This window comes from Pantoea sp. CFCC18177 (assembly GCF_059412425.1).
On record NZ_JBNBPL010000024.1, the window covers coordinates 35103 to 55220 of the forward strand.

16 protein-coding genes are annotated in these 20118 nt (G+C 57.5%); 14 read left to right on the plus strand and 2 right to left on the minus strand.

Features of this window, described 5'->3' with window-relative positions:
* Positions 1-8: 8 nt before the first annotated feature.
* The 14 genes from ACPUC8_RS20365 to ACPUC8_RS20430 all read left to right on the plus strand — a co-directional run bounded on the left by ACPUC8_RS20365 (position 9) and on the right by ACPUC8_RS20430 (position 17356).
* On the plus strand, positions 9-1613 hold the full coding sequence (locus ACPUC8_RS20365; protein WP_494927193.1) for an ABC transporter substrate-binding protein: 1605 nt from the start codon (positions 9-11) through the stop codon (positions 1611-1613).
* A gap of 27 nt (positions 1614-1640) precedes the next feature.
* Positions 1641-2594, plus strand: a complete 954-nt coding sequence (locus ACPUC8_RS20370; protein ID WP_494927194.1) for an ABC transporter permease — start codon at positions 1641-1643, stop codon at positions 2592-2594.
* Positions 2594-3445, plus strand: a complete 852-nt coding sequence (locus ACPUC8_RS20375) for an ABC transporter permease (protein ID WP_039336671.1) — start codon at positions 2594-2596, stop codon at positions 3443-3445. The genes ACPUC8_RS20370 and ACPUC8_RS20375 overlap by 1 nt, the downstream gene beginning before the upstream one ends.
* Complete coding sequence (locus tag ACPUC8_RS20380) at positions 3442-5106, plus strand: ABC transporter ATP-binding protein (RefSeq protein ID WP_494927195.1); 1665 nt, start codon at positions 3442-3444, stop codon at positions 5104-5106. Before ACPUC8_RS20375 ends, ACPUC8_RS20380 begins: the two co-directional genes overlap by 4 nt.
* A 180-nt stretch (positions 5107-5286) precedes the next feature.
* Entirely contained in the window at positions 5287-6618 is a 1332-nt protein-coding gene (locus ACPUC8_RS20385; RefSeq protein WP_494927196.1) for an NAD(P)/FAD-dependent oxidoreductase, read from the plus strand.
* A gap of 10 nt (positions 6619-6628) precedes the next feature.
* A complete protein-coding gene (locus ACPUC8_RS20390; RefSeq protein ID WP_494927197.1) occupies positions 6629-7477 on the plus strand; it encodes a GNAT family N-acetyltransferase in 849 nt (282 codons plus the stop codon).
* Positions 7477-8403, plus strand: a complete 927-nt coding sequence (locus tag ACPUC8_RS20395; RefSeq protein WP_494927198.1) for a 2-hydroxyacid dehydrogenase — start codon at positions 7477-7479, stop codon at positions 8401-8403. The genes ACPUC8_RS20390 and ACPUC8_RS20395 overlap by 1 nt, the downstream gene beginning before the upstream one ends.
* Before the next feature lie 7 nt (positions 8404-8410).
* A complete protein-coding gene (locus ACPUC8_RS20400) occupies positions 8411-9544 on the plus strand; it encodes a M20 aminoacylase family protein (protein WP_494927219.1) in 1134 nt (377 codons plus the stop codon).
* A 115-nt stretch (positions 9545-9659) separates the two neighbouring features.
* A complete protein-coding gene (gene gabT / locus ACPUC8_RS20405) occupies positions 9660-10976 on the plus strand; it encodes a 4-aminobutyrate--2-oxoglutarate transaminase (protein ID WP_039332193.1) in 1317 nt (438 codons plus the stop codon).
* A gap of 141 nt (positions 10977-11117) precedes the next feature.
* The gene (locus ACPUC8_RS20410) at positions 11118-11630 is read left to right on the plus strand and encodes an Lrp/AsnC family transcriptional regulator (RefSeq protein WP_039332191.1); all 513 of its coding nucleotides are present in this window, start codon (positions 11118-11120) and stop codon (positions 11628-11630) included.
* Between the two features lie 318 nt (positions 11631-11948).
* A complete protein-coding gene (locus tag ACPUC8_RS20415; RefSeq protein WP_494927199.1) occupies positions 11949-12395 on the plus strand; it encodes a GNAT family N-acetyltransferase in 447 nt (148 codons plus the stop codon).
* 18 nt (positions 12396-12413) lie between these two features.
* Positions 12414-14462 carry a hydantoinase/oxoprolinase family protein gene (locus ACPUC8_RS20420; protein WP_494927200.1) on the plus strand — a complete coding sequence of 683 codons (2049 nt, stop codon included), beginning with the start codon at positions 12414-12416 and terminating at the stop codon, positions 14460-14462.
* A gap of 1 nt (position 14463) precedes the next feature.
* Positions 14464-16428, plus strand: coding sequence for a hydantoinase B/oxoprolinase family protein (locus ACPUC8_RS20425; RefSeq protein ID WP_494927201.1), 1965 nt, complete (start codon positions 14464-14466; stop codon positions 16426-16428).
* Positions 16429-16513: 85 nt separating this feature from the next.
* A complete protein-coding gene (locus ACPUC8_RS20430; RefSeq protein ID WP_039332181.1) occupies positions 16514-17356 on the plus strand; it encodes an oxidoreductase in 843 nt (280 codons plus the stop codon).
* Between the two features lie 110 nt (positions 17357-17466).
* On the opposite strand, the gene ACPUC8_RS20435 is transcribed toward ACPUC8_RS20430, so the two are convergent.
* Positions 17467-17643, minus strand: coding sequence for a hypothetical protein (locus ACPUC8_RS20435; RefSeq protein WP_494927202.1), 177 nt, complete (start codon positions 17641-17643; stop codon positions 17467-17469).
* 20 nt (positions 17644-17663) lie between these two features.
* A complete protein-coding gene (locus tag ACPUC8_RS20440; RefSeq protein ID WP_494927203.1) occupies positions 17664-19829 on the minus strand; it encodes a putative bifunctional diguanylate cyclase/phosphodiesterase in 2166 nt (721 codons plus the stop codon).
* Between the last annotated feature and the right edge of the window lie 289 nt (positions 19830-20118).

Here is a 20118-nt window from a genome sequence, read left to right on the forward strand (position 1 = left end):
GTGTGCAGATGAGTAAATTCGATAAAGAGTCTGACGCTGTGAATCCGGCCCTGACACGCATGCTGACCGAAGGGTCAATGTCTCGTCGTGGCCTGATGAAGTTGTTGTCTGCCGGTGCCGTGATGAGCAGCGGCTTAATCGGTTTTCCGCAGATGAGTTTTGCGGCAGAAACGCCGGTCAAAGGCGGCAAAATGCGTGCTGCCATGTCGAACGCCTCAGCAACGGATACGCTTGACCCAGCCAAAGGCAACAACAGCGGCGATTACACCCGCCAGTTTATGGTTTATAGCGGTTTAACCGAGCTGGATAAAAATCTGGCGGCGCAGCCTGCGTTGGCAGAATCGATTGAATCCAGTGATGGCATCACCTGGCACATCAAACTGCGTAAAGGTGTGACCTTCCACGACGGCAAACCGCTCACGTCCAAAGACGTCATTTACTCATTAAGCCGCCACAAAGATCCGGCCGTCGCCTCCAACGCCTTTAAGCTGGCCGATCAGTTCAAAACCTTCACCGCCGTCAATGACAACGAAATCACGCTGGAACTGAGCAGTGCAAACTTCGACGTGCCTTTCATGCTGGCGAGCGCACCGTTCCTGATCGTGCAGGATGGCACCAAAGACTTCAGTAAAGGCATTGGTACCGGACCATTCAAACTGAAAGAGTTCTCGCCCGGCGTGCGTTCTGTCGGTGTCAAAAACCCGAACTACTACAAGCCTGGCCTGCCTTACCTGGACGAGGTCGAACTGCTGGGCGTGACCGATCAGGCGGCGCGTGTTAACGCCTTGATGTCTGGCGATCTGCATGTGGTTTCGACCCTCAGCGCCGCAGACTGCAAGCGCATCAAAGCCACCAGTGACTTCGCGGTACTGGAGAGCAAATCAGGGATGTATACCAACCTGATTATTCGTACCGACATGAAGCCAGGCAGTAATGAAGATTTCGTGCTAGCGATGAAGTATCTGCAACCGCGCGACATTATCGTGAAAACGGTCCTGCAGGGCTATGGCGATGTCAGTAACGATACGCCAGTCCCGCCGTGGCATCCGCTGTATAACACCGATTTGAAACCGCGTCCGCTTGATGTCGAAAAAGCCAAATTCCACATCGAAAAAGCCGGTATGAAAGGCGCCACGGTCGAGATCATTACCACGCCAAATATTGAGGGCGCGGTGGAAGGTGGTCAGTTGATTCAGCAAGTTGCGCGTAATTCGGGCCTGAAGATCAACGTGCGCCGCGTGCCATATGACGGTTACTGGTCAACCCACTGGACCAAAGATCCTGTGGGTTACGGCTCAATCAACCCGCGCCCAACGCTGGACATGTTGTTCTCGCAGTTCTACCTCTCCAGCGCCGCAAACAATGAGTCAGGCTGGAAGAACCCACAGTTTGATCAGCTGGTGGTGGCTGCGCGTGGTGAGCGCGATCAGGGCAAGCGCAAGCAGATGTACGGCGATATGCAGAAGCTGATTTACGACCACTGCGGCACCATTATCCCGACCTTTATCAGTAGCACTGACGGCTACAGCAAGAAAGTCGGCGGTATTGAGGCCTGGCCGAGCGGCATGATGATGGGCTATCGCTTCCATGAGTTCGCCTGGCTGAAAGCCTGATTTATCACCCGTAAGAGGAGGTCGCCGATGAACCGATACATGTTGTTCCTGATTGCCCGGCGCGTAGGTGCCGGCATCCTGACCTTGCTTATCGTCTCGGCGGTGGTGTTTTTTATCACCAGTCTGCTGCCTGGCGACGCCGCGCAGATGATTCTGGGGCAGAACGCCACGCCGGAAACGGTGGCGGCGTTACGCCAGCAGTTGGGGCTCGACCAGCCGTTGCTGGTGCGTTACTTCAGCTGGTTAGGAGGCATGCTGCACGGCGATTTCGGCACCTCGTTCGCCAGCCATCTCCCGGTAACGCAGTTGGTGGCTCAGCGCATTCCGGCCACGTTCGAGCTGGCGGCGATCACCACGGTGATTTGTGTGCCGCTGGCGTTGGTGATCGGTATTGTCGCTGCGATGAAACGGGGATCGGCGCTGGATCGTTTCCTGGCCATCAGCACCATGGCGACGGTGGCGGTGCCGGAGTTTCTGGTGGCGACGGTGGCGGTGTTGATCTTTGCAGTAAAACTGCATTGGGTATCGGCGATGTCGGTCGGCAGCCCGGATATGGGTCTGGTCAGCTACCTGAAAGCTTATGCGCTACCGGTGATGACACTGTGCTGCGTACTGGTGGCGCAGATGGCACGCATGACGCGCTCGGCGATCATCAACCAGCTCGACAGTCCCTATCTCGAAATGGCGCTGCTGAAAGGAGTGTCGCCGTTGCGCGCGGTCCTACGCCACGCGCTGCCAAATGCGGTGGGGCCGATTGCCAACGCGATTTCGCTGAGTCTGTCATATCTGTTTGGCGGCGTGATCATCATCGAATCGATTTTTAGCTACCCAGGCCTCGCCAGTGCGCTGGTGGATGCAGTCAGTAACCGCGATCTCCCAGTGGTGCAGCTGTGCGTGATGATGTTCGCCGCCTGTTATCTGGTACTGCTGCTGATCGCGGACGTGCTGACCATCGCCTTTAACCCGAAATGGAGGAGCTGATGAATAACTTACTGCTTCCTGTACGTCTCTTTCAGTCGCTCTCGGTGTCGGGTCGTATTGGCTTATTGATCTCACTGTTCTGGGTAGCGATGGCGCTGTTCGGTAACCAGCTGGCACCGCATAACATCGACGATATTGGCGGTGGCCCGATGTTGGGCGGGATGACGACCGATAATCTGCTGGGAACGGATTACCTCGGTCGCGACATCCTGAGCCGTATTCTGTACGGCGCAAAATTCTCGATTGGTCTGGCACTCACTGCCGCGTTGGGTGCCAGCCTGATCGGCACCTTGCTGGCGTTACTGGCGGCGGTAGCGGGGCGCTGGCTGGAGGAGCTGCTGGGCCGCATTAACGATGCGATGCTGGTGCTGCCGGGCAAAGTGCTGTCACTGATGATTGTGGCGGTATTTGGTTCGTCGCTGCCGATGCTGATTCTCACCGCAACCTTTACCTACTGGCCGGGCGCGTTTCGTATCGCCTTTGCCATGGCCAGCAGTCTGCGCAATATGGATTATGTCCGGGCCTCGCGCTTGCGGGGTGAAAGCCGCTGGTACGTCGCGATCCACGACATCCTGCCCAATATGGTGCATCCGATGTTGACCGACTTCGGTCTGCGTTTTGTCTACATCGTACTGCTGTTGAGCGGCTTGAGTTTCCTCGGGCTGGGTGTTCAACCGCCGTACGCCGACTGGGGCACACTGGTGCGTGAAAACCTGCAGGGGCTGTTCAACGGCTCGCCTGCGGTGCTCATGCCTGCGGTGGCGATTGCCAGCCTGACCATTGGTGCCAACCTGTTTATCGACAGCCTACAGCAGATGCGCCCGCTGACGCTGGCGAAGGAGGGAGCATGAACGTGACACCCCATACCGCCATGCCGGTAATTTCAGTAGAAAATCTGCGAGTTACCGCAGAGACCGACAAAGGTGAAGAGATTGATTTGGTCTCTGATATCCGTTTTACCGTGCAAAAGGGCGAAGTGCTGGCGCTGATTGGTGAGTCAGGTTCCGGGAAAACCACCATCGCCATGGCCTTGATGGGCTATGCGCGCCATGGTTGCCGCATTGCTGACGGCAACATTCACATGGCGGGCACCGATGTGCGCAGCTTGTCGCCCGGCCAGCTAAGGGAATTTCGTGGCAACAAGGTGGCTTATATCGCTCAGAGTGCGGCGGCTTCTTTCAACCCCGGCATGCGTATTCTTGACCAGGTGATAGAGCCGGTGGTGATCCACGGCACCATGAAGCGCAAAGCGGCAAAAGAGAAGGCGATAGCGCTGTTTCGTGAACTGGCGTTACCCAATCCAGACACCATTGGCGATCGCTTCCCGCATCAGGTTTCAGGTGGGCAGTTACAACGCCTGATGACCGCGATGGCGCTGATTGGCGATCCTGATGTGGTGATCCTCGACGAACCGACCACCGCACTGGATGTCACCACACAAGTTGAAGTGCTGAAAGCGTTTCGCCGCGTGGTGGCGCAGCGTGGCGTGACGGCGATTTATGTCAGTCACGATTTGGCCGTGGTGGCGCAGATGGCCGACCGTATTCTGGTGCTGCTGCGCGGAAAAATGGCCGAATACGGCACCACCGAAACCTTGATTGGTGCACCGCAGGCAGAATACACCCAGCTGTTGATGGATGCGGCACGTCAGAAAGAGCGTGAAAGTAGCTGGACCTGTGCCGAAGCGGATGTGCTGCCGCTGATGGAAGTGCGCGATCTCAGCGCGGGTTATGGCCCGCGTGACAAAGAGGGTAAGCCGAAAACGCTGATTCTCGAAGACATCAACCTGAAGCTGTGGAAAGGGCAGGCGATTGGCATTATCGGCGAATCGGGTTCGGGTAAAACCACGCTGGCACATGCGATTGCCGGACTGAATGCGCCGAGTCACGGTCACATTCTGTTTAATGGTCACTATATCAATGGCGACATGCACAAGCGTCCGGATAACGAGCTGCGGCGTATTCAGTATGTGTTCCAGATGGCCGATACCGCGTTGAACCCGGCGCACAGCGTTGAGTGTATCCTTTCACGCCCGCTGGCGCTGTTCCACGGCTTGAAAGGGGCCGATCTGCAGCGCCGCCTGCATCAACTGCTGGATCTGGTCAAACTGCCGCGCACGGTGCTGTGGCGACGCCCGTGGGCGCTGTCAGGGGGGCAGAAGCAGCGTGTCAATCTGGCACGCGCGTTGGCGGCAGAGCCTGACTTAATTCTGTGTGATGAAGTGACTTCCGCGCTGGATACCGTGGTGGCAGCAGCGGTACTGGATCTGATCAGTGAACTGCGCCGTGAGCTGGGACTGTCGGTGCTGTTTATCAGCCACGATATGCACGCGGTACGCGCCGTGTGTGACGATATCGTGGTGATGAAATCAGGCCGTATTGTCACGCAGATCGCCCGTGCAGATTACGACAAGCCCACCAGCGAGCTCTATTTCGAACGTTTGAAACGGGCGGTGCCAGAGCTGCGTCAAGGCTGGCTGGATGAGCATGAAGAAGTGTTGAAGGCGGAGTAGGTGCGCCAGCACCGGCATCTGCTTAACCCGTGCGCATAAATGCGCACCCTACGATCTTATGTCGGGTCGCCATGAATGTGCACCCGAAATACCGTAGGGTCGCCATGAATGTGCACCCGAAATACCGTAGGGTCGCCATTTATGGCGACCGTCTCTAAAAGATAATGAGGTCGTTACCCTATGCCTGCACCGATTCGTTATGTACAGGACAGTGCAAATTTCCCGGAATCCGCTGATGTGGTAGTGATCGGTGCCGGTATTGCCGGTTCAGCCGCCACCTGGGAGCTGGCGAAACAGGGACTCAAGGTGGTGTTGATCGAAAAAGGCTTAGTCGGTGCAGAACAGTCGAGCCGCAACTGGGGCTGGTGCCGACAGCAAAACCGTGATGAGCGCGAACTCCCGCTGATCATCTATGCCCTGCAGCGCTGGGGGGAGCTGGCTGCCGAAACCGGTGAGGAGCTGGGTTTTCGTCGCAGTGGACTGGTGTACGCCACGCGTGTTGAATCGGATATTGCCGCCTGGGATAAATGGAACCAGATGGCGAAAAACTACGGCGTAAAAAGCGACATTCTCACCGCCGCACAGGCCAAAGCCATGACGCCGGGCAGCACCACCGCGTGGCTCGGTGGCGTTTCATCGCCCACCGATGGCCATGCTGAACCGCGTCTGGCCGCGCCGGGATTGGTCATCGGCGCACAGCGTCTCGGTGCCTTGGTGTTTCAGCAGTGTGCGGTACGTGGGCTGGATATCGCGGCGGGCGCCGTCAGCGGCGTCTGGACCGAACGTGGCCTGATCAAGACCACCCGCGTGATTTGCGCAGCAGGGGCATGGACCTCGATGTTCTGCCGTCGCCATGGTATCGACCTGCCGCTCGGTAACGTAATCGGTACGGCGTTTCGCACGCAGCCGATCGACCAAGCGATCGGTATGCCGCTCTATACCCCCGGTTTTGCCTGTCGTCCGCAGATGGATGGCAGTTACACGGTGGCGGTTTCCGGACGAGGTCGTCTGGAGCCGGGTGCCCAGGGTATTCGCTACGCGCGTCAGTTCTATCCCACCTTTAAGAGTCGGCGTAAGAACCTTAAAGTTAACCTCGGTCTTAAACCCTTTTTCACCGGACCAGAAGCGTTGGGAGGATGGGCATTCGACCGTGAATCGCCGTTTGAGCGCATGCGCATTCTCGATCCTGCAGCGGATGCCAGCATCGTGCAGGAAGGGTTAGCCGCGATGCGTAAAGAGTATCCGGCTCTCGCCAACCTTAAACTGGCGCAGGCGTGGGGCGGCATGATTGACAGCACTCCAGACGCTATCCCCGTGATCTCCACGGTGGCCAAATTACCGGGGCTGGTGCTGTCCGCTGGCTACAGTGCGCATGGCTTTGGTATCGGACCTGGGGCAGGTCGGTTGGCGGCCGATCTCGCGACCCACAACACACCGGTGGTCGATCCGACCCCGTATCGTTATTCCCGCCTGGTGGACGGCAGCGGCCTTGATGCGCCAGGCATGATGTAAGGAGCAGAACATGAGCATCAGATTACGTGCCATGACGCAGGCCGATATTGAACATGGCTATGCCATCACACAGCAATTGAAGTGGCCGCATCGCCGCGAAGACTGGCAGCAGGCGCTGGCATTAGGTGAAGGCGTGGTCGCCGAAGAACAGGGTAAATTTGTCGGCAGTGCCTTTGGCTGGCGCTGGGGCGATAGCGCCGCCACCATTGGTCTGGTGGTGGTGAACCCTGACTGCCAGGGGCGCGGTATCGGTAAGCAACTGATGCTGGCAGTGATGGAGAAATTCCCGGATTGCTGCATTCGCCTGCACGCGACTGAAATGGGTCAGGGACTGTATGAAAAGCTCGGTTTTGTGGTTACCGGTGCTATTCAGCAGCACCAGACGCGCGAACTGGCGGCTGAGCCGGCCGTCAACCTGCCGACCGGCCTCACGCTGCGCAACGTGCAAGTGGGGGATGCGGAAGGGCTGACTGAACTGGACCATCAGGCACACGGGATGTGGCGAGCGCGGTTGATCAATACCTTGATCGCCGAGCACCAGACGGTGTTACTGCAGGATGCGCAACAGCGGATACATGGCTTTGCCAGCCTGCGCCGTTTTGGTCATGGCTGGGCGATTGGTCCGGTGATTGCACTGAATGTGGACGTCGCACAGGCGCTGGTCTCCGCCCTGATGCAGGGCTTACGCGGCGAGTTTGTTCGCATCGATACCGACAGTGCGTTGCCGCTGGCGAGCTGGCTGGAAAGTATTGGGTTGGTCAAAGTGGATGCACCTACCACCATGTATCGGGGAATGCCGTGGTCACCGCAGGCCGGTGAGATGCAGGCGTTTGGGTTGATGACCCAGGCGATGGCCTGATGCATATCGTCTATAAATCCGAAGCGACACGCGGCGCACACTGGCAGCGTTGGCTGGCCAAATATGCACCGGATGTGCAGATGCATATCTGGCCGGATGTGGGTGACGCAGAGCAGGTTGAACTGCTGGTTGCCTGGCAACCGCCAGAAGATGTGATGGCAACCTTCCCGAATCTGAAAGCACTGCTGTCCGTAGGCGCGGGCGCAGATCAATTCGATCTCAGTCAGCTTCCCGCTGAGTTACCGGTGGTGCGCATGATCGAACCCGGACTGACGCAAGGCATGGTCGAATACGTCACCTTTGCCGTGCTGGGTCTGCATCGTGATATGCCGCGCTATTTCCAGCAGCAGCGTGCTGCGCAGTGGCAAACCCATCCGATTCGTACCGCAAATCAGCGTCGGGTTGGGGTGATGGGCTTGGGGGAACTCGGCCAGGCATCCTTACAGCAGTTGGTTTCTTTAGGCTTTGACTGCGCCGGCTGGAGCCGCACGCCGCGTGACATCGCGGGGGTTCGCTGCTGGCATGGTGCAGATCAATTGGGCGAGTTTCTCGCCCACAGCGATATTCTGGTGTGCCTGCTGCCGCTCACGGAGTCCACGCGCGGTTTACTCAATGCTGAACTGTTTGCGCAGTTACCCAAAGGGGCGGCACTGGTGCAGGTGGGGCGTGGCCCGCAACTGGTTGATGACCATCTCCTCACGGCGCTGGACAGCGGGCAGCTGAGTGCGGCGGTGATCGATGTCACTGACCCAGAACCTTTACCGCCGGACCATCCATTCTGGCAGCACCCTACCATCTGGTTGACACCGCACATTGCCAGCCAGACGCAAACCGACAGCGCAGTGGCGGCACTGCTGGATAGTCTGCGCCGCTATCAACGCGGCGAACCGATGGTCGGCCTTATCGATCGCAAACGGGGATATTGAGATGCAGCTGGAACAGTTAGTCGCTCTGCGACGGGATTTGCACGCCCATCCCGAGCTGGGATATCAGGAAACACGCACCAGCAACCTCGTGGCGCAACGGCTCGAGGAGCACGGCATTGAGGTGTATCGCGGTCTGGGCAAGACTGGCGTGGTTGGTGTGCTCAAACGCGGTAGCGGCTCACGCACGATCGGCCTGCGTGCCGATATGGATGCACTGCCGATGCAGGATAACGGCACCCAAGCCTGGAAAAGTGTGCATGCCAATGTCTGCCACGCCTGTGGCCATGACGGTCATACCGTGATGTTGCTGGGGGCGGCGATCCAGCTGGCGCAGCAGGGGGATTTTGACGGCACGCTGGTGTTTATCTTCCAGCCCGCCGAAGAGGGTTTGGCGGGCGCGAAGGCGATGATCGACGATGGCCTGTTCCAGCAGTTTCCCTGTGATGCGGTGTTTGCCCTGCACAACTGGCCAGAATTGCCGCTGGGCGAGATACAGACGCGACCAGGTGCGATCATGGCGGCGGCCGACCGTTTCGATATCACCGTTAAAGGGGGTGGCGGACATGCCGCGCAGCCGCACCTGACGCGCGACACCCTGCTGGCCACCAGTGAACTGGTGGTGCAACTCAACACACTGGTGGCACGCGCACTGGATCCTTGCGAACCGGGCCTGTTGACCGTCACGCGCATGCAGGGCGGTTTCTCACACAACATGATTCCCGCGGAAGCCAGCATCACCGGCACGGTCAGAACCTTTAGCCCTGCCGCGCAGGACATCATTGAAACGCGCCTGCGTGAGATGGCGCAGCATGTTACGGCGGCGCACGGTTTACAGGCGGAGGTGAGCTATCTGCGCTACTACCCGGCCACCGTGAATAACAGTGATGCGGCACAGCTGGCTCTGGAGGCGCTGGACGCAGCCGGTATGCCCGCACAGCAGGCAAAACAACCGGCTCTCACTTCGGAAGATTTTGCCTTTATGTTGCAGGCCAGGCCCGGTGCTTACCTGTGGTTAGGGTCGGCCCCCAGCCAGCCTTTGCACCACTCCTCTTACGACTTTAACGATGCAGTAATCCCGCACGGTATTCAGGCACTGACGGCGATTGCCCGCCATGCGCTGCGTGCAGAATTTCCCGGCTGATTGACAGAAGATTTTGACAGGAAATGCCGCTGCAGTAGTGATTACAGCAGCGTGAGAAACCAACGGGTTGCGATACTTGAGCCAACCGAACGTTATGTGGATGAGGGTTTTGAGAATGCAGAATGTCATGGCGGAGCAGCAAACGTATACCGATAACGGCTTGTTACTGGATGCACGTGAGCAGAATGTGCCACGTGGTGTGGTCACCGCGCATCCGTTGGTGATTGAGCGGGCGAAAGGCAGTGAAGTATGGGATGTCGAGGGCAATCGCTATCTCGATTTTGTCGGTGGTATTGGTGTGCTCAACGTCGGGCATAACCATCCGGCGGTGGTCAATGCGGTGACAAAACAGCTCGGTCTGGTATCGCACGCCTGTTTCCAGGTGGTAGCTTATCCGGGTTACATTGAGCTGGCGCAGCGCCTGAATGCCTTAGTGGGCAATGGAGAAGCCTATAAAAGCGTGTTCTTTACCAGCGGTGCGGAAGCGGTAGAAAATGCCGTGAAGATCGCCCGTGCACACACCAATCGCAGCGGTGTGATAGCGTTTGACGGCGCATTTCACGGTCGTACGCTGCTGGGCTGCACCCTGACGGGCATGAGCCAGCCTTACAAACAGAACTTCGGACCTTTCGCGTCAGAGGTTTACCGCCTGCCGTATCCGAATGCTTTCCACGGTGTCAGTGATGATGACTGCCTGAAGGCACTGGATCAGCTGTTTGCGGTACAGATTATGCCGGAACGCGTGGCCGCCATTATTATCGAGCCGGTGCAGGGTGACGGCGGATTCCTGCCTGCGGGCGCTAACTTTATGCAGGCGCTGCGTCGTATCACGGAAAAACACGGCATCGTGTTGATTCTTGATGAGGTGCAAACTGGATTTGGACGCACCGGCACCATGTTTGCCTTCCAGCAGCTTGGCATCACGCCGGATCTGGTGACGGTGGCGAAAAGTCTCGGGGGTGGTTTGCCGATTTCAGGTGTGGTGGGTAAGGCCGCGATCATGGATGCGCCGTTACCGGGAGGCCTCGGCGGCACTTACGGCGGAAACGCGCTGGGTTGTGCGGCGGCACTGGCGGTGCTGGATCTGCTGGAGCACGACAATCTGCTGGCCCGCAGTCATCAGCTGGGTGAACAACTCAATGCGCGTCTGCAGCAGTTGGCGGAAAAATATGCCTGCATTGGTGAAGTGCGCGGCGTGGGCTTTATGCAGGCGGTGGAGATCATCGACTTCGAAACCAAACGCCCTGATGCGGCGATGACGCAAAAAATCCTCGATTGCGCCTGCCAGGAGGGACTGCTGCTGATTAAGTGCGGACTGCATCGCAACGTCGTACGCTTCCTTGCACCACTGGTAACCACAGATTCACAACTGGAAGAAGCGCTGCATATTTTTGATATTGCATTGGCGCGTGCCAGCGGTCGTCTCGGATAAATCCCGCTTCCTCATTGATATCTCTGGAATTATTTACTGGACCAAAATAAAACGTGGTGCGCGCAGACGCTAGCGCCGCCACGTCAAAGCGTGTTATACCATCGTAACAACCTGCGCGATTGGTCAACAATGAGGGGTGCTATGAACGGCTTAATGAAACTCGACCGCATCGACATCAATATTCTGGTGCAACTACAAAAAGATGGCCGTATCAGCAACGTCAATCTCGCCGACGCCGTAGGTCTTTCGCCCAGCCCCTGCTTGCAACGGGTGAAACGCCTTGAGCAGGCGGGTTTTATCACCGGCTATGAAGCCCACATCAATCTGACCAAAATCACCGATTCCGTAACAGTTTTCACCGAAGTGACGCTTTCGGGCCATCGCCGCGAAGACTTTATGAAATTTGAAAATGCCGTGCGCGATGTGGATGAGCTGATGGAATGCCATTTAATTACCGGCGGTTATGACTATTTGCTGCGCTTTATTACCCGCAGCATTGAGCACTACCAGGAAGTGATTGAGAAGATGCTGGATGCGCAAATTGGCATCGATAAGTACTTCAGTTATATTGTGATTAAGTCACCGATTATGAAGAGCAGCGTGCCGTTGCGCTCGTTGATTTCGAAGCATAATCCGGTTGATTTTGGTGTGTAATCTGCCCTCATCCTGACCTTCTCCCACCAGCGGGAGAAGGGACCGCGTGTGCCCCTTACAGCTTTGGGCTCTGACCTTATCAATTGCGCCGATCTGCTCCCCATTGGGCTCTGGTCCTAACATTCGCACCGATCGGCTCCCTCGCCCGCTTGCGGGAGAGGGCTGGGGTGAGGGGCGCCGCGCCCACCCAATCCCCACAGCATAAAATTTCTTCCCCGCCGTAAATTCCCTTTATCTTTACTGTTCAGGCCATGGCTTCAATCACGCCGTGTTCCTGCGCACCCGTACACTTAATTTATCCCTTTACAAGGAGTTGCCATGACCCTCTTAACCCTTGCCGATCACAGCTGGCAGCGCGATGACTTCACTGTCTCCACCGAACGTCAGCGTCTGGACATGGACTACATCCACCAACAGCTGGTGGAAAAGTCGTACTGGGCCAAAGACCAGCCACGAGCCAAAACCGAACGCGCTTTTGCCGGCTCACTGCCGTTTGGTGTCTATCACCAACAACAGCAAATTGGCTTCGCGCGCCTGGTGACGGATTACACCCGCTTCGGCTGGCTGTGCGATGTGATGATTGACGAAAACTGGCGAGGTCATGGATTGGGAAGCTGGCTGGCGACCTGCGTGCGTGCGCACCCGGAACTCGCCACCGTACACCGCTGGATGCTCTCCACTAATGATGCCCATCAGCTGTATCAACGTCTTGGCTGGCGTGTGGTGCAGGACCCACAAAAACTGATGGAATTTCCTCTCTCCTGATAACGGAGCTTTCTCACCATGGGTTACCGCGTTGGCGTTGATATTGGCGGATCGTTTACCGATTTCGCCGTGCTGGATGAACAGACCAATCAGATTCATACCTTAAAAGTGCTGTCGCGTCCGGATCAGCCGGGCAGTGAAATTCTGACCGGACTGGCACAGTTGCAGCAGCGAGACGGGATTGAACCGCAGCACATTGATTACTTCACCCACGGCACCACCGTGGGTATCAACGCGGTGATCCAGCGTCGCGGTGTGCGGTTGGCGCTGTTCGCCACCGACGGTTTCTGCGACGTGCTGGAGCTGGCGCGCCTGAAGATCCCGAATATCCACGATCTCTTCTCACGCCGTCCCGCGCCATTGATTTCCCGCGATCGGGTGTTTGCGATTAAAGAGCGCACCGACCGCCACGGCAATGTCTTGCAGCAGGTGGATCGCCAAAGTGTGTTAGAGGCGATTGAAAAAGCCCGCGCGTCGGGTTGTCAGGGGATTGTGGTGTCGTTGCTACACAGCTATCGCAACCGGCACAACGAAGCGGCGGTGAAAGCCATTATCGATGAGGTGGCCCCCGAACTGCTCACCTCCTGTTCGGCCGATATCTGGCCGATTATCCGAGAATATGAGCGCACTATTACCGCCACCATCAATGCCTATGTGCAGCCGATGGTGATTCACTACCTCGAGTCATTTGAACGCGCGCTGCACACCATGGGCGTGCAGCCAGCCCCGCGCATCACCAAATCCAACGGTGGCGTGATGGGGGTTGAGCAGGCCAAAAGCGAGTGCGTCCAGATGGTGCTCTCCGGCACGGCATCGGGGGTGATCGGAGCCAGCTTCCTCGCCAGCGCCTGCGGTTTCGACAAGATTCTCAGCCTCGATATCGGTGGAACCAGTGCCGATGTGGCGGTGATCATTGATGGGCAAGTGGCGCAGGGCAACGGGGAAATCATCGGTGATTTTCCGATTTATATTCCGTCAGTGGCCGTGACCTCGGTTGGGCAGGGCGGCGGATCGCTGGCGTGGATCGATAAGCAAGGCGTGCTGCAGATGGGGCCAGATAGCGCCGGATCGCTGCCGGGTCCGGTGTGTTTCCAACGCGGTGGCACGCAACCCACCGCCACCGATGCCTTTGCGGCTTGCGGCATGATCGGCCACGGCGATCTCGGTTACAACGCGGTGAAAGTGGATGTCGCCGCCGCACGTGCCGCATGGCAACCGCTGGCGGACCAACTGGGCATCACGGTGGAAGAGACGGCGGAAACCGCCATCGAACTGGCGATCTCCAGTATGTACGGTGACACCAGCGGGCTGTTGTCACGTTTTGGGCTAGACCCACGTGAGTTTTGGTTCCTCGCCTTTGGCGGTGCCGGGCCGATGATGGGTTGCTTCCTCGCGCGTGAACTGAATATGAAAGGCGTGATTGTGCCACCGACGCCGGGCGTGTTGTCAGCCTTGGGGGGGCTGGTGGCTGATATCCGCAATGATTTTATCCGCACGCTGTACAGCGATCTGGACAACGTACTGGCAGATCGTCTGGCAACCGAAGCGGAGGCACTGAGCCAACGTGCACGTGACTGGCTGACCGAACAGCACGGTGCCCAAATGCCCTTTACGCTGCAGTACAGCGCCGACATGCGCTATCGCGGCCAGTCGTTTGAAATTGAAGTGGCACTGGAACCGCAATGGCTGGCTCAGGCCGATAAGGTTGCACTGCATCAGGCGTTTGATCGCCAGCATCATCAGCTGTTTGGCCATTTTGATGCCAAAGCGCCTGTTCAGATCATCAACCTGCGTTTAGTGATTGCCTCGCCCACGCCGAAACCTGAGTTGATTAGGTTACCCGCAGCGGAAGCCCCGGTTGAGGTGGTGAAATACGTTCCGGCCTGGATTGATGGCGCGTCGCATCAGGTGGCTGTTATCGCCCGTAGCACGCTGCGTGCCGGGCATCAGCTGACGGGGCCGGTGATTATTGCGCAAGACGACTGCACTACCTGTGTACCACCACAGATGCAGGTGGACGTGGATACCTTTGGCAACCTGCTGATCACCCCAGTGGAGGCGAACTGATATGGCTATTGATGGACGTAATCTGCAAATCCTGGCGAACTACTGTGCCGCCGCCGCGGATGCCATGGCCTTCACGCTAATGCGCACGGCACACTCCACCTTCGTGAAAGAGACTGAAGATTTTTCCTGTCAAATCGTCAGCCGTGACGGTCTGGCTTTTGCGTCTCCGCGCAGCTTTGGCGCGCCCTGGTACAGTGGCATCGATTACGGCCCAGTGCTGGCGTTGATCGACAGTTATGACGAGGGCGATATCTGCATCACCAATGATTCCTACGCGGGCAACGTGGCGACTCACACGCCCGATATTCACATCTGGAAACCGGTGTTCCATCAGGGGGAGATTGTCTGTTTTGTGGTGGGGCACATTCACAACACCGACGTCGGCGGTGCCGTACCGGCTTCTCTGTCGCGCTCTTTGACCGACATCGCGCAGGAAGGGATTCGCATTCCGCCGCTGAAGATGGTGCGCAACGGCGAAATGAATGACGAAGTGGCGCGCATTATGCGGCTCAACGTGCGCGCGCCGGATCAAAACTGGGGCGATTTCAAAGCGCAGATTGCTTCGGTGAACGTCGGCGAGCGCAAGATCCATGACATCATCGCGCGTTTTGGCATTGAGGATTTCCGCCGGGGGATTGCCGGCATTCTGGATTATGCGGAAGCGCAGGCGCGCAGCATCATCGCCACCATTCCCGACGGGGAATACTTCTATGCGGACTTTGCCGATGAGGATGGTGAGGGGGGCTTCCCCTGTCGTGTGGCGATCACCCTACGCATCAGCGGTGATACGCTGGAGCTGGATTACACCGGCAGCGATCCCCAGCTGACATCATCACTGAATATGCCAACCGGTGGACGCGAACGCCATCCTCTGGCGCTGGTAGGGGTGACTTACGTGCTTTCCACGCTGGATCGCCAGTTACTGCTTAATGCGGGTACGTTACGGCCGACGCGCGCCATTCTGCCGCCGGGGACGGTGATGAACTGCGAGGCACCTGCTGCAGTGGGGATGCGCTCGTTGACCTGCGCGTTATCGCAGATTGCGACCATTGGGGTGTTCTCGCAGGCGCTGCCGGAACGCCTTCCGGCCAACTCTCCGGGCGGAAACTCAATCATGAACATTCGCACCAGCGACAGTTTGAATCGCAGCGTGGTGGCGTCGCTTGGCCCGGTGGGTGGTGGAGCGGGCGGCACGCCGCGTCACGATGGTCCAGACGGATCTGGCGGACTGTCCGCTTTCCTGAAAAACACGCCGATTGAGATCAATGAGGCAGAAGTGCCGATTCATTTTCATCGCTATGGTCTGGCGGCAGACAGCGCCGGCGCGGGGCGTTATCGCGGCGGTCTGGCGACAGAGATGGCGTTCGAAGTGTTCGCACCGAATACCACGGTCACAGCGCGTAACCGCAACCGATCGGTGTTTGCTTCGGCCGGGGTGCTGGGCGGCGAGTCGGGCGCACTGTCGCACTTCCGCACGTTACGGAACGGGCAAGCCATCGAACACGGTAATACCGATGTGATCCGCTGCCAGCCGGGCGATATCGTCGAGGTGCGCGGGCCTGGTGCAGGGGGCTACGGGTTGCCAGCAGAGCGTGACGCTGAGGCGGTGCTGCAAGATGTGCGCTGTGGATTTGTCTCTGCGCAGGTTGCACGAGACAGTTACGGGGTAGCGATGGTGTCGGGCGAAATTGATCAGGTAACCACTGCACGCTTGCGCGCCGAGATGCGGGTGAATGTTTCTCAGCACTTCGACCACGGTCCGGCACGGACGGCCTTTGAACAGGTTTGGACCCTGGCGCGCTATCAGTTGCTCACGGCGTTTCTGGCATCAGCGCCAATCAGCTGGCGGCATTTCCTGAAACAACAGGTGTTTGCAGCCGTTGCGTTGGATGCCGGGCGGCCGATGCCCGAGATTTTTAGTGAACTGCAGCAGCGCTATCCCGCCATGATGCCCGCTTCGCACTAAGCGCTAATCTCAGCGGCGCGGCTTTGCCATAGTTATTGACCTTGCCCGATGACGGTTCATCGGGCGCCTTTAAGGGGATTTCATAATGGCTTCAGCAAACACACCGGTTTGGTTTATTTCGGGGTGCTCCACCGGCTTTGGTCGTGAACTGGCACAGCAAACCATTGCGCGGGGTTTTAATACCGTGGTGACCGCACGCGACCTCAGCAAGGTGCAGGATCTGGTTGCGGGCCACCAGAACGCGTTGGCGGTAGAGCTGGATGTAACCGATCAGAGCAGCATTCATCGCGCTGTCCACGCCGCACAGGAGAAGTTCGGCAGCATCGATGTGCTGGTGAACAATGCCGGTTATGGTTATCAAAGTTCGGTGGAAGAGGGCGATGAAAACGAAATTCGTGCGCAATTTGATGCCAACGTGTTTGGCCTGTTCGCCCTAACCCGTGCGGTACTGCCAGGGATGCGCAAGCAGCGTCGTGGGCATGTGATTAACATCACCTCTGTGGCCGGTTTTATTGGCTTTGCCAGCTCGGGTTACTACTCTGCCAGCAAGCACGCGGTTGAAGGCTGGTCTGATTCTCTGGCGCTGGAAACCGCGCCTTTAGGCATTCATGTGACCTGTGTTGAACCGGGTCCGTTCCGCACCGACTGGGCGGGACGTTCGTTGCATCAGACCCCCAGTACCTTGCCAGAATACGCCGATACCGCTGCCGCACGTATGAAAGCCACCTCCGCCTACAGTGGCACGCAAGCGGGCGACCCCGCACGCGCCGCGACCGCGATGATTGCCATCACGGAACATGACAACCCTCCCCGCCATCTGGTGATGGGCGCATGGGGTTATGATGCGGTGACGAACAAACTGAAAGAGCGTCTGGCACAGATTGAGGCATGGAAACAGGCGTCGTTAGACACGGATTTCCCGTCATAATTTTATAGTAATGCTAGACAGTTCAGCGCTGATGATAACGCCGTCTGGGGCCGCACCGGGGCTGGCGGTCCTCGCGCCGCTTCGCGGTGCCTTCACTTCACTCGTCTGCCTTACGGACCGGTGCCGATGGAACATCCATGTTCCAGCGCCACCTTTCGCCCGCGTCCTGCGGGCTCTCCTGGCATACTCACTCCGTTCAGCGCTGCGGATGCCAGCCCCGGTGCGGCCCCAGCCTGCTCATTAGCTTCAGTGCGTGTTGTCAGTAAGGGCTCATTTCCTGAGGCCATGACGTCCTCTGCTGAATGGACTACACCATCTTCTCAATCTCTTCGTACGGCACTGCCTGGCTGAATAAATACCCCTGCAATTGATTGCAGCCAGCGTCGGCGAGGGCGTTTTTCTGGCCTTCGGTCTCGACGCCTTCGGCGGTGACGGTTAAACCCATGGCGTGTCCGAGCCGCACCACCGATTCGATAATCGCGGTCGAGTTTTGCGCGACACCCAATGATTGGGTGAACGAACGGTCGATCTTGATTTTATCCACCGGGAAAGTGCTGAGGTAATTCAGGCTGGAGTAGCCAGTGCCGAAATCATCCAGCGCGATGCGGAAACCGGCTTCGCGCAGCGCAATGATATTGTTACGCGCTTCGTGTTCATCTTCGATTAACACGCCTTCGGTGATCTCCAGCTCCATATGCTGCGGGTTGGCGCCTTCTTCGCGCACAATCTCAATAATCCGTTCAACAAAGCCGCTGGCGCGGAACTGCACCGGTGAGACATTCACTGCCACTATCACCTGCGGCAGCTTTAACGAGGTTTTGCAGGCTTCGCGTAACACCCATTCACCGAGCGGGATAATCATCCCGGTCTCTTCAGCGATGGCGATAAAATCACCTGGCGAGACGTCACCGCGAACGGGGTGGTGCCAGCGCAGCAGGGCTTCCAGGCCGACCACGCGCTGCCCACTGATCTCCATCAACGGCTGATACCACACGCGCAGCCCAGCGAAATTGACCAACGCATGACGTAAGTCTGTCGCCATCTGCTGACGGGTGCGCAACGATTCGTCCATCACTTTCTCAAATTGACGATACTGGCCGCGTCCGCTGTTTTTAGCTTCATACAGCGCGATATCCGCTTTGCGCATCAACTCCAGACGATCAATGCCATCTTTGGGTGCTAATGCCAGCCCAATACTCACGCCCACCCAACCCTCACTGCCTTGCAGATCATAGGGTTCACTAAGCTCGCTGATAATACGTTTTGCCAGCGCCTGCACCTGACCAATGTTATCGACGTCCGGCATAATAATGATGAACTCATCGCCGCCAATGCGTCCGACAGTATCACTGGCTCGCAGAATGTGGGTCAGACGTCGTGCAACCTCTATGATTAGCTCATCGCCGGCATGATGGCCGTAGGTATCGTTGATGTTTTTGAAACGGTCGAGATCGAGCAGCAGCAACGCCACCCGCTGATCGTGTCGCGCGGATGCGGCCAGCGCCTGGGTTAAACGATCTTCCACCAAGGCGCGATTGGGCAGACCGGTCAGCACGTCATGAAATGCCAGATGCTGTGCCTGGGCTTCGCTGGCACCCAGTTTCAACAGCGACTGTGACAGGTTCAGCGATGACGTCCAGATACGCCGCACCATAAAAAGGCAGAGCAAGGTAATCAGAATCACGGACAGCAAGGTAGAAGGCCCCAACATCCGCAACATTTGTGCGCCCGGCTTATCAGGCTGCCAGGTGAGGTAGCCCACGGCATCACCCTGTTGGGAATTGAGTTGGTAAAGTGCATCGGTGCCTTTCTGCGGCGTACCGTCGCTAAAGTGTAACTGCTGTAACTGACTGCGATCGGCCAGATTACGCAGATAGCCGTCATCGAGGAATTTAATGCTCACCAGCCGATAGCGACCCGCCTCCCGCGTGCTACTGATATCTCCCACCGCCAGTGCGGCCGCACGCGGACCAATACGGACAAAGTCGGCGCGATCGCTGGGTCCCGCCACTTCATCGCTGCTCACTACCAGTGGGCTACGCAGCATCTCCAGCAGGTAATGGCAGATGCTGTCGGCGGATACACGCTGGCCGTTGCGCCACACTGCCAGCGGTTGATTATCCCGATCCAATAGCAGAATCAGTTGATGATCGAACATATCGTATAGCCAGCCGCCGATATTTTGATCCAGCCAGCTTTGGTCAGGTGTGCCTGAAGCCAGCTGATTCGCCAGCGGCGACCAGCGCGTCAGGCTGCGGAGCTGGCGCAGGTGTTCGCTCAGACTTTGGGCAAACGACGCCTCAATCATTCGCTGCTGCTGCGAGCGCGCTTGATCGTTGGTCAAAGAGGTGCCCCAAAACAGGCCAACACCTGCTCCGGCAAAGGTTAAAACTAAAATCGCCACTAAAGGCAAAATCACTTCCCGAACAAAATTGCGGCGAAAACCGTCGGACAGTTTTATTGTGTTAATCATTTCAGGGTTCGCGTAACAAGGAGGGGTCACTTAATAAGTTAGCAGAGTTTCTGCAAGCTGCATCCTGTAAGGCTATAGATAAATGAGTGAAAATAAGTGAAATTTTTTTGATGACTGTCACAAAGGCAACAGTTAAAAATATTTTATTGAAACGCCAGCCGTTTCGCTTCAATTCTTCTGTCCTAATTCAAATTCATCCTCGCGTCATTGAGCCGTCACGGCGTTGTCATCTGGCTCGCGCACTGTAGTCGCCATCCCGCAGCAACCTTCGCTGCGTTCCTCAACCTGA

Bases quoted from the DNA above. Each gene is read 5' to 3' on its own strand.
- ACPUC8_RS20390 (WP_494927197.1), top strand. From the start codon at position 6,629: ATGAGCATCAGATTACGTGCCATGACGCAGGCCGATATTGAACATGGC.
- gabT (WP_039332193.1), top strand. From the start codon at position 9,660: ATGCAGAATGTCATGGCGGAGCAGCAAACGTATACCGATAACGGCTTG.
- ACPUC8_RS20440 (WP_494927203.1), bottom strand. From the start codon at position 19,829: ATGATTAACACAATAAAACTGTCCGACGGTTTTCGCCGCAATTTTGTT.
- ACPUC8_RS20425 (WP_494927201.1), top strand. From the start codon at position 14,464: ATGGCTATTGATGGACGTAATCTGCAAATCCTGGCGAACTACTGTGCC.
- ACPUC8_RS20395 (WP_494927198.1), top strand. From the start codon at position 7,477: ATGCATATCGTCTATAAATCCGAAGCGACACGCGGCGCACACTGGCAG.
- ACPUC8_RS20415 (WP_494927199.1), top strand. From the start codon at position 11,949: ATGACCCTCTTAACCCTTGCCGATCACAGCTGGCAGCGCGATGACTTC.
- ACPUC8_RS20365 (WP_494927193.1), top strand. From the start codon at position 9: ATGAGTAAATTCGATAAAGAGTCTGACGCTGTGAATCCGGCCCTGACA.
- ACPUC8_RS20430 (WP_039332181.1), top strand. From the start codon at position 16,514: ATGGCTTCAGCAAACACACCGGTTTGGTTTATTTCGGGGTGCTCCACC.
- ACPUC8_RS20420 (WP_494927200.1), top strand. From the start codon at position 12,414: ATGGGTTACCGCGTTGGCGTTGATATTGGCGGATCGTTTACCGATTTC.
- ACPUC8_RS20385 (WP_494927196.1), top strand. From the start codon at position 5,287: ATGCCTGCACCGATTCGTTATGTACAGGACAGTGCAAATTTCCCGGAA.
- ACPUC8_RS20410 (WP_039332191.1), top strand. From the start codon at position 11,118: ATGAACGGCTTAATGAAACTCGACCGCATCGACATCAATATTCTGGTG.
- ACPUC8_RS20375 (WP_039336671.1), top strand. From the start codon at position 2,594: ATGAATAACTTACTGCTTCCTGTACGTCTCTTTCAGTCGCTCTCGGTG.
- ACPUC8_RS20380 (WP_494927195.1), top strand. From the start codon at position 3,442: ATGAACGTGACACCCCATACCGCCATGCCGGTAATTTCAGTAGAAAAT.
- ACPUC8_RS20435 (WP_494927202.1), bottom strand. From the start codon at position 17,643: ATGGCCTCAGGAAATGAGCCCTTACTGACAACACGCACTGAAGCTAAT.
- ACPUC8_RS20370 (WP_494927194.1), top strand. From the start codon at position 1,641: ATGAACCGATACATGTTGTTCCTGATTGCCCGGCGCGTAGGTGCCGGC.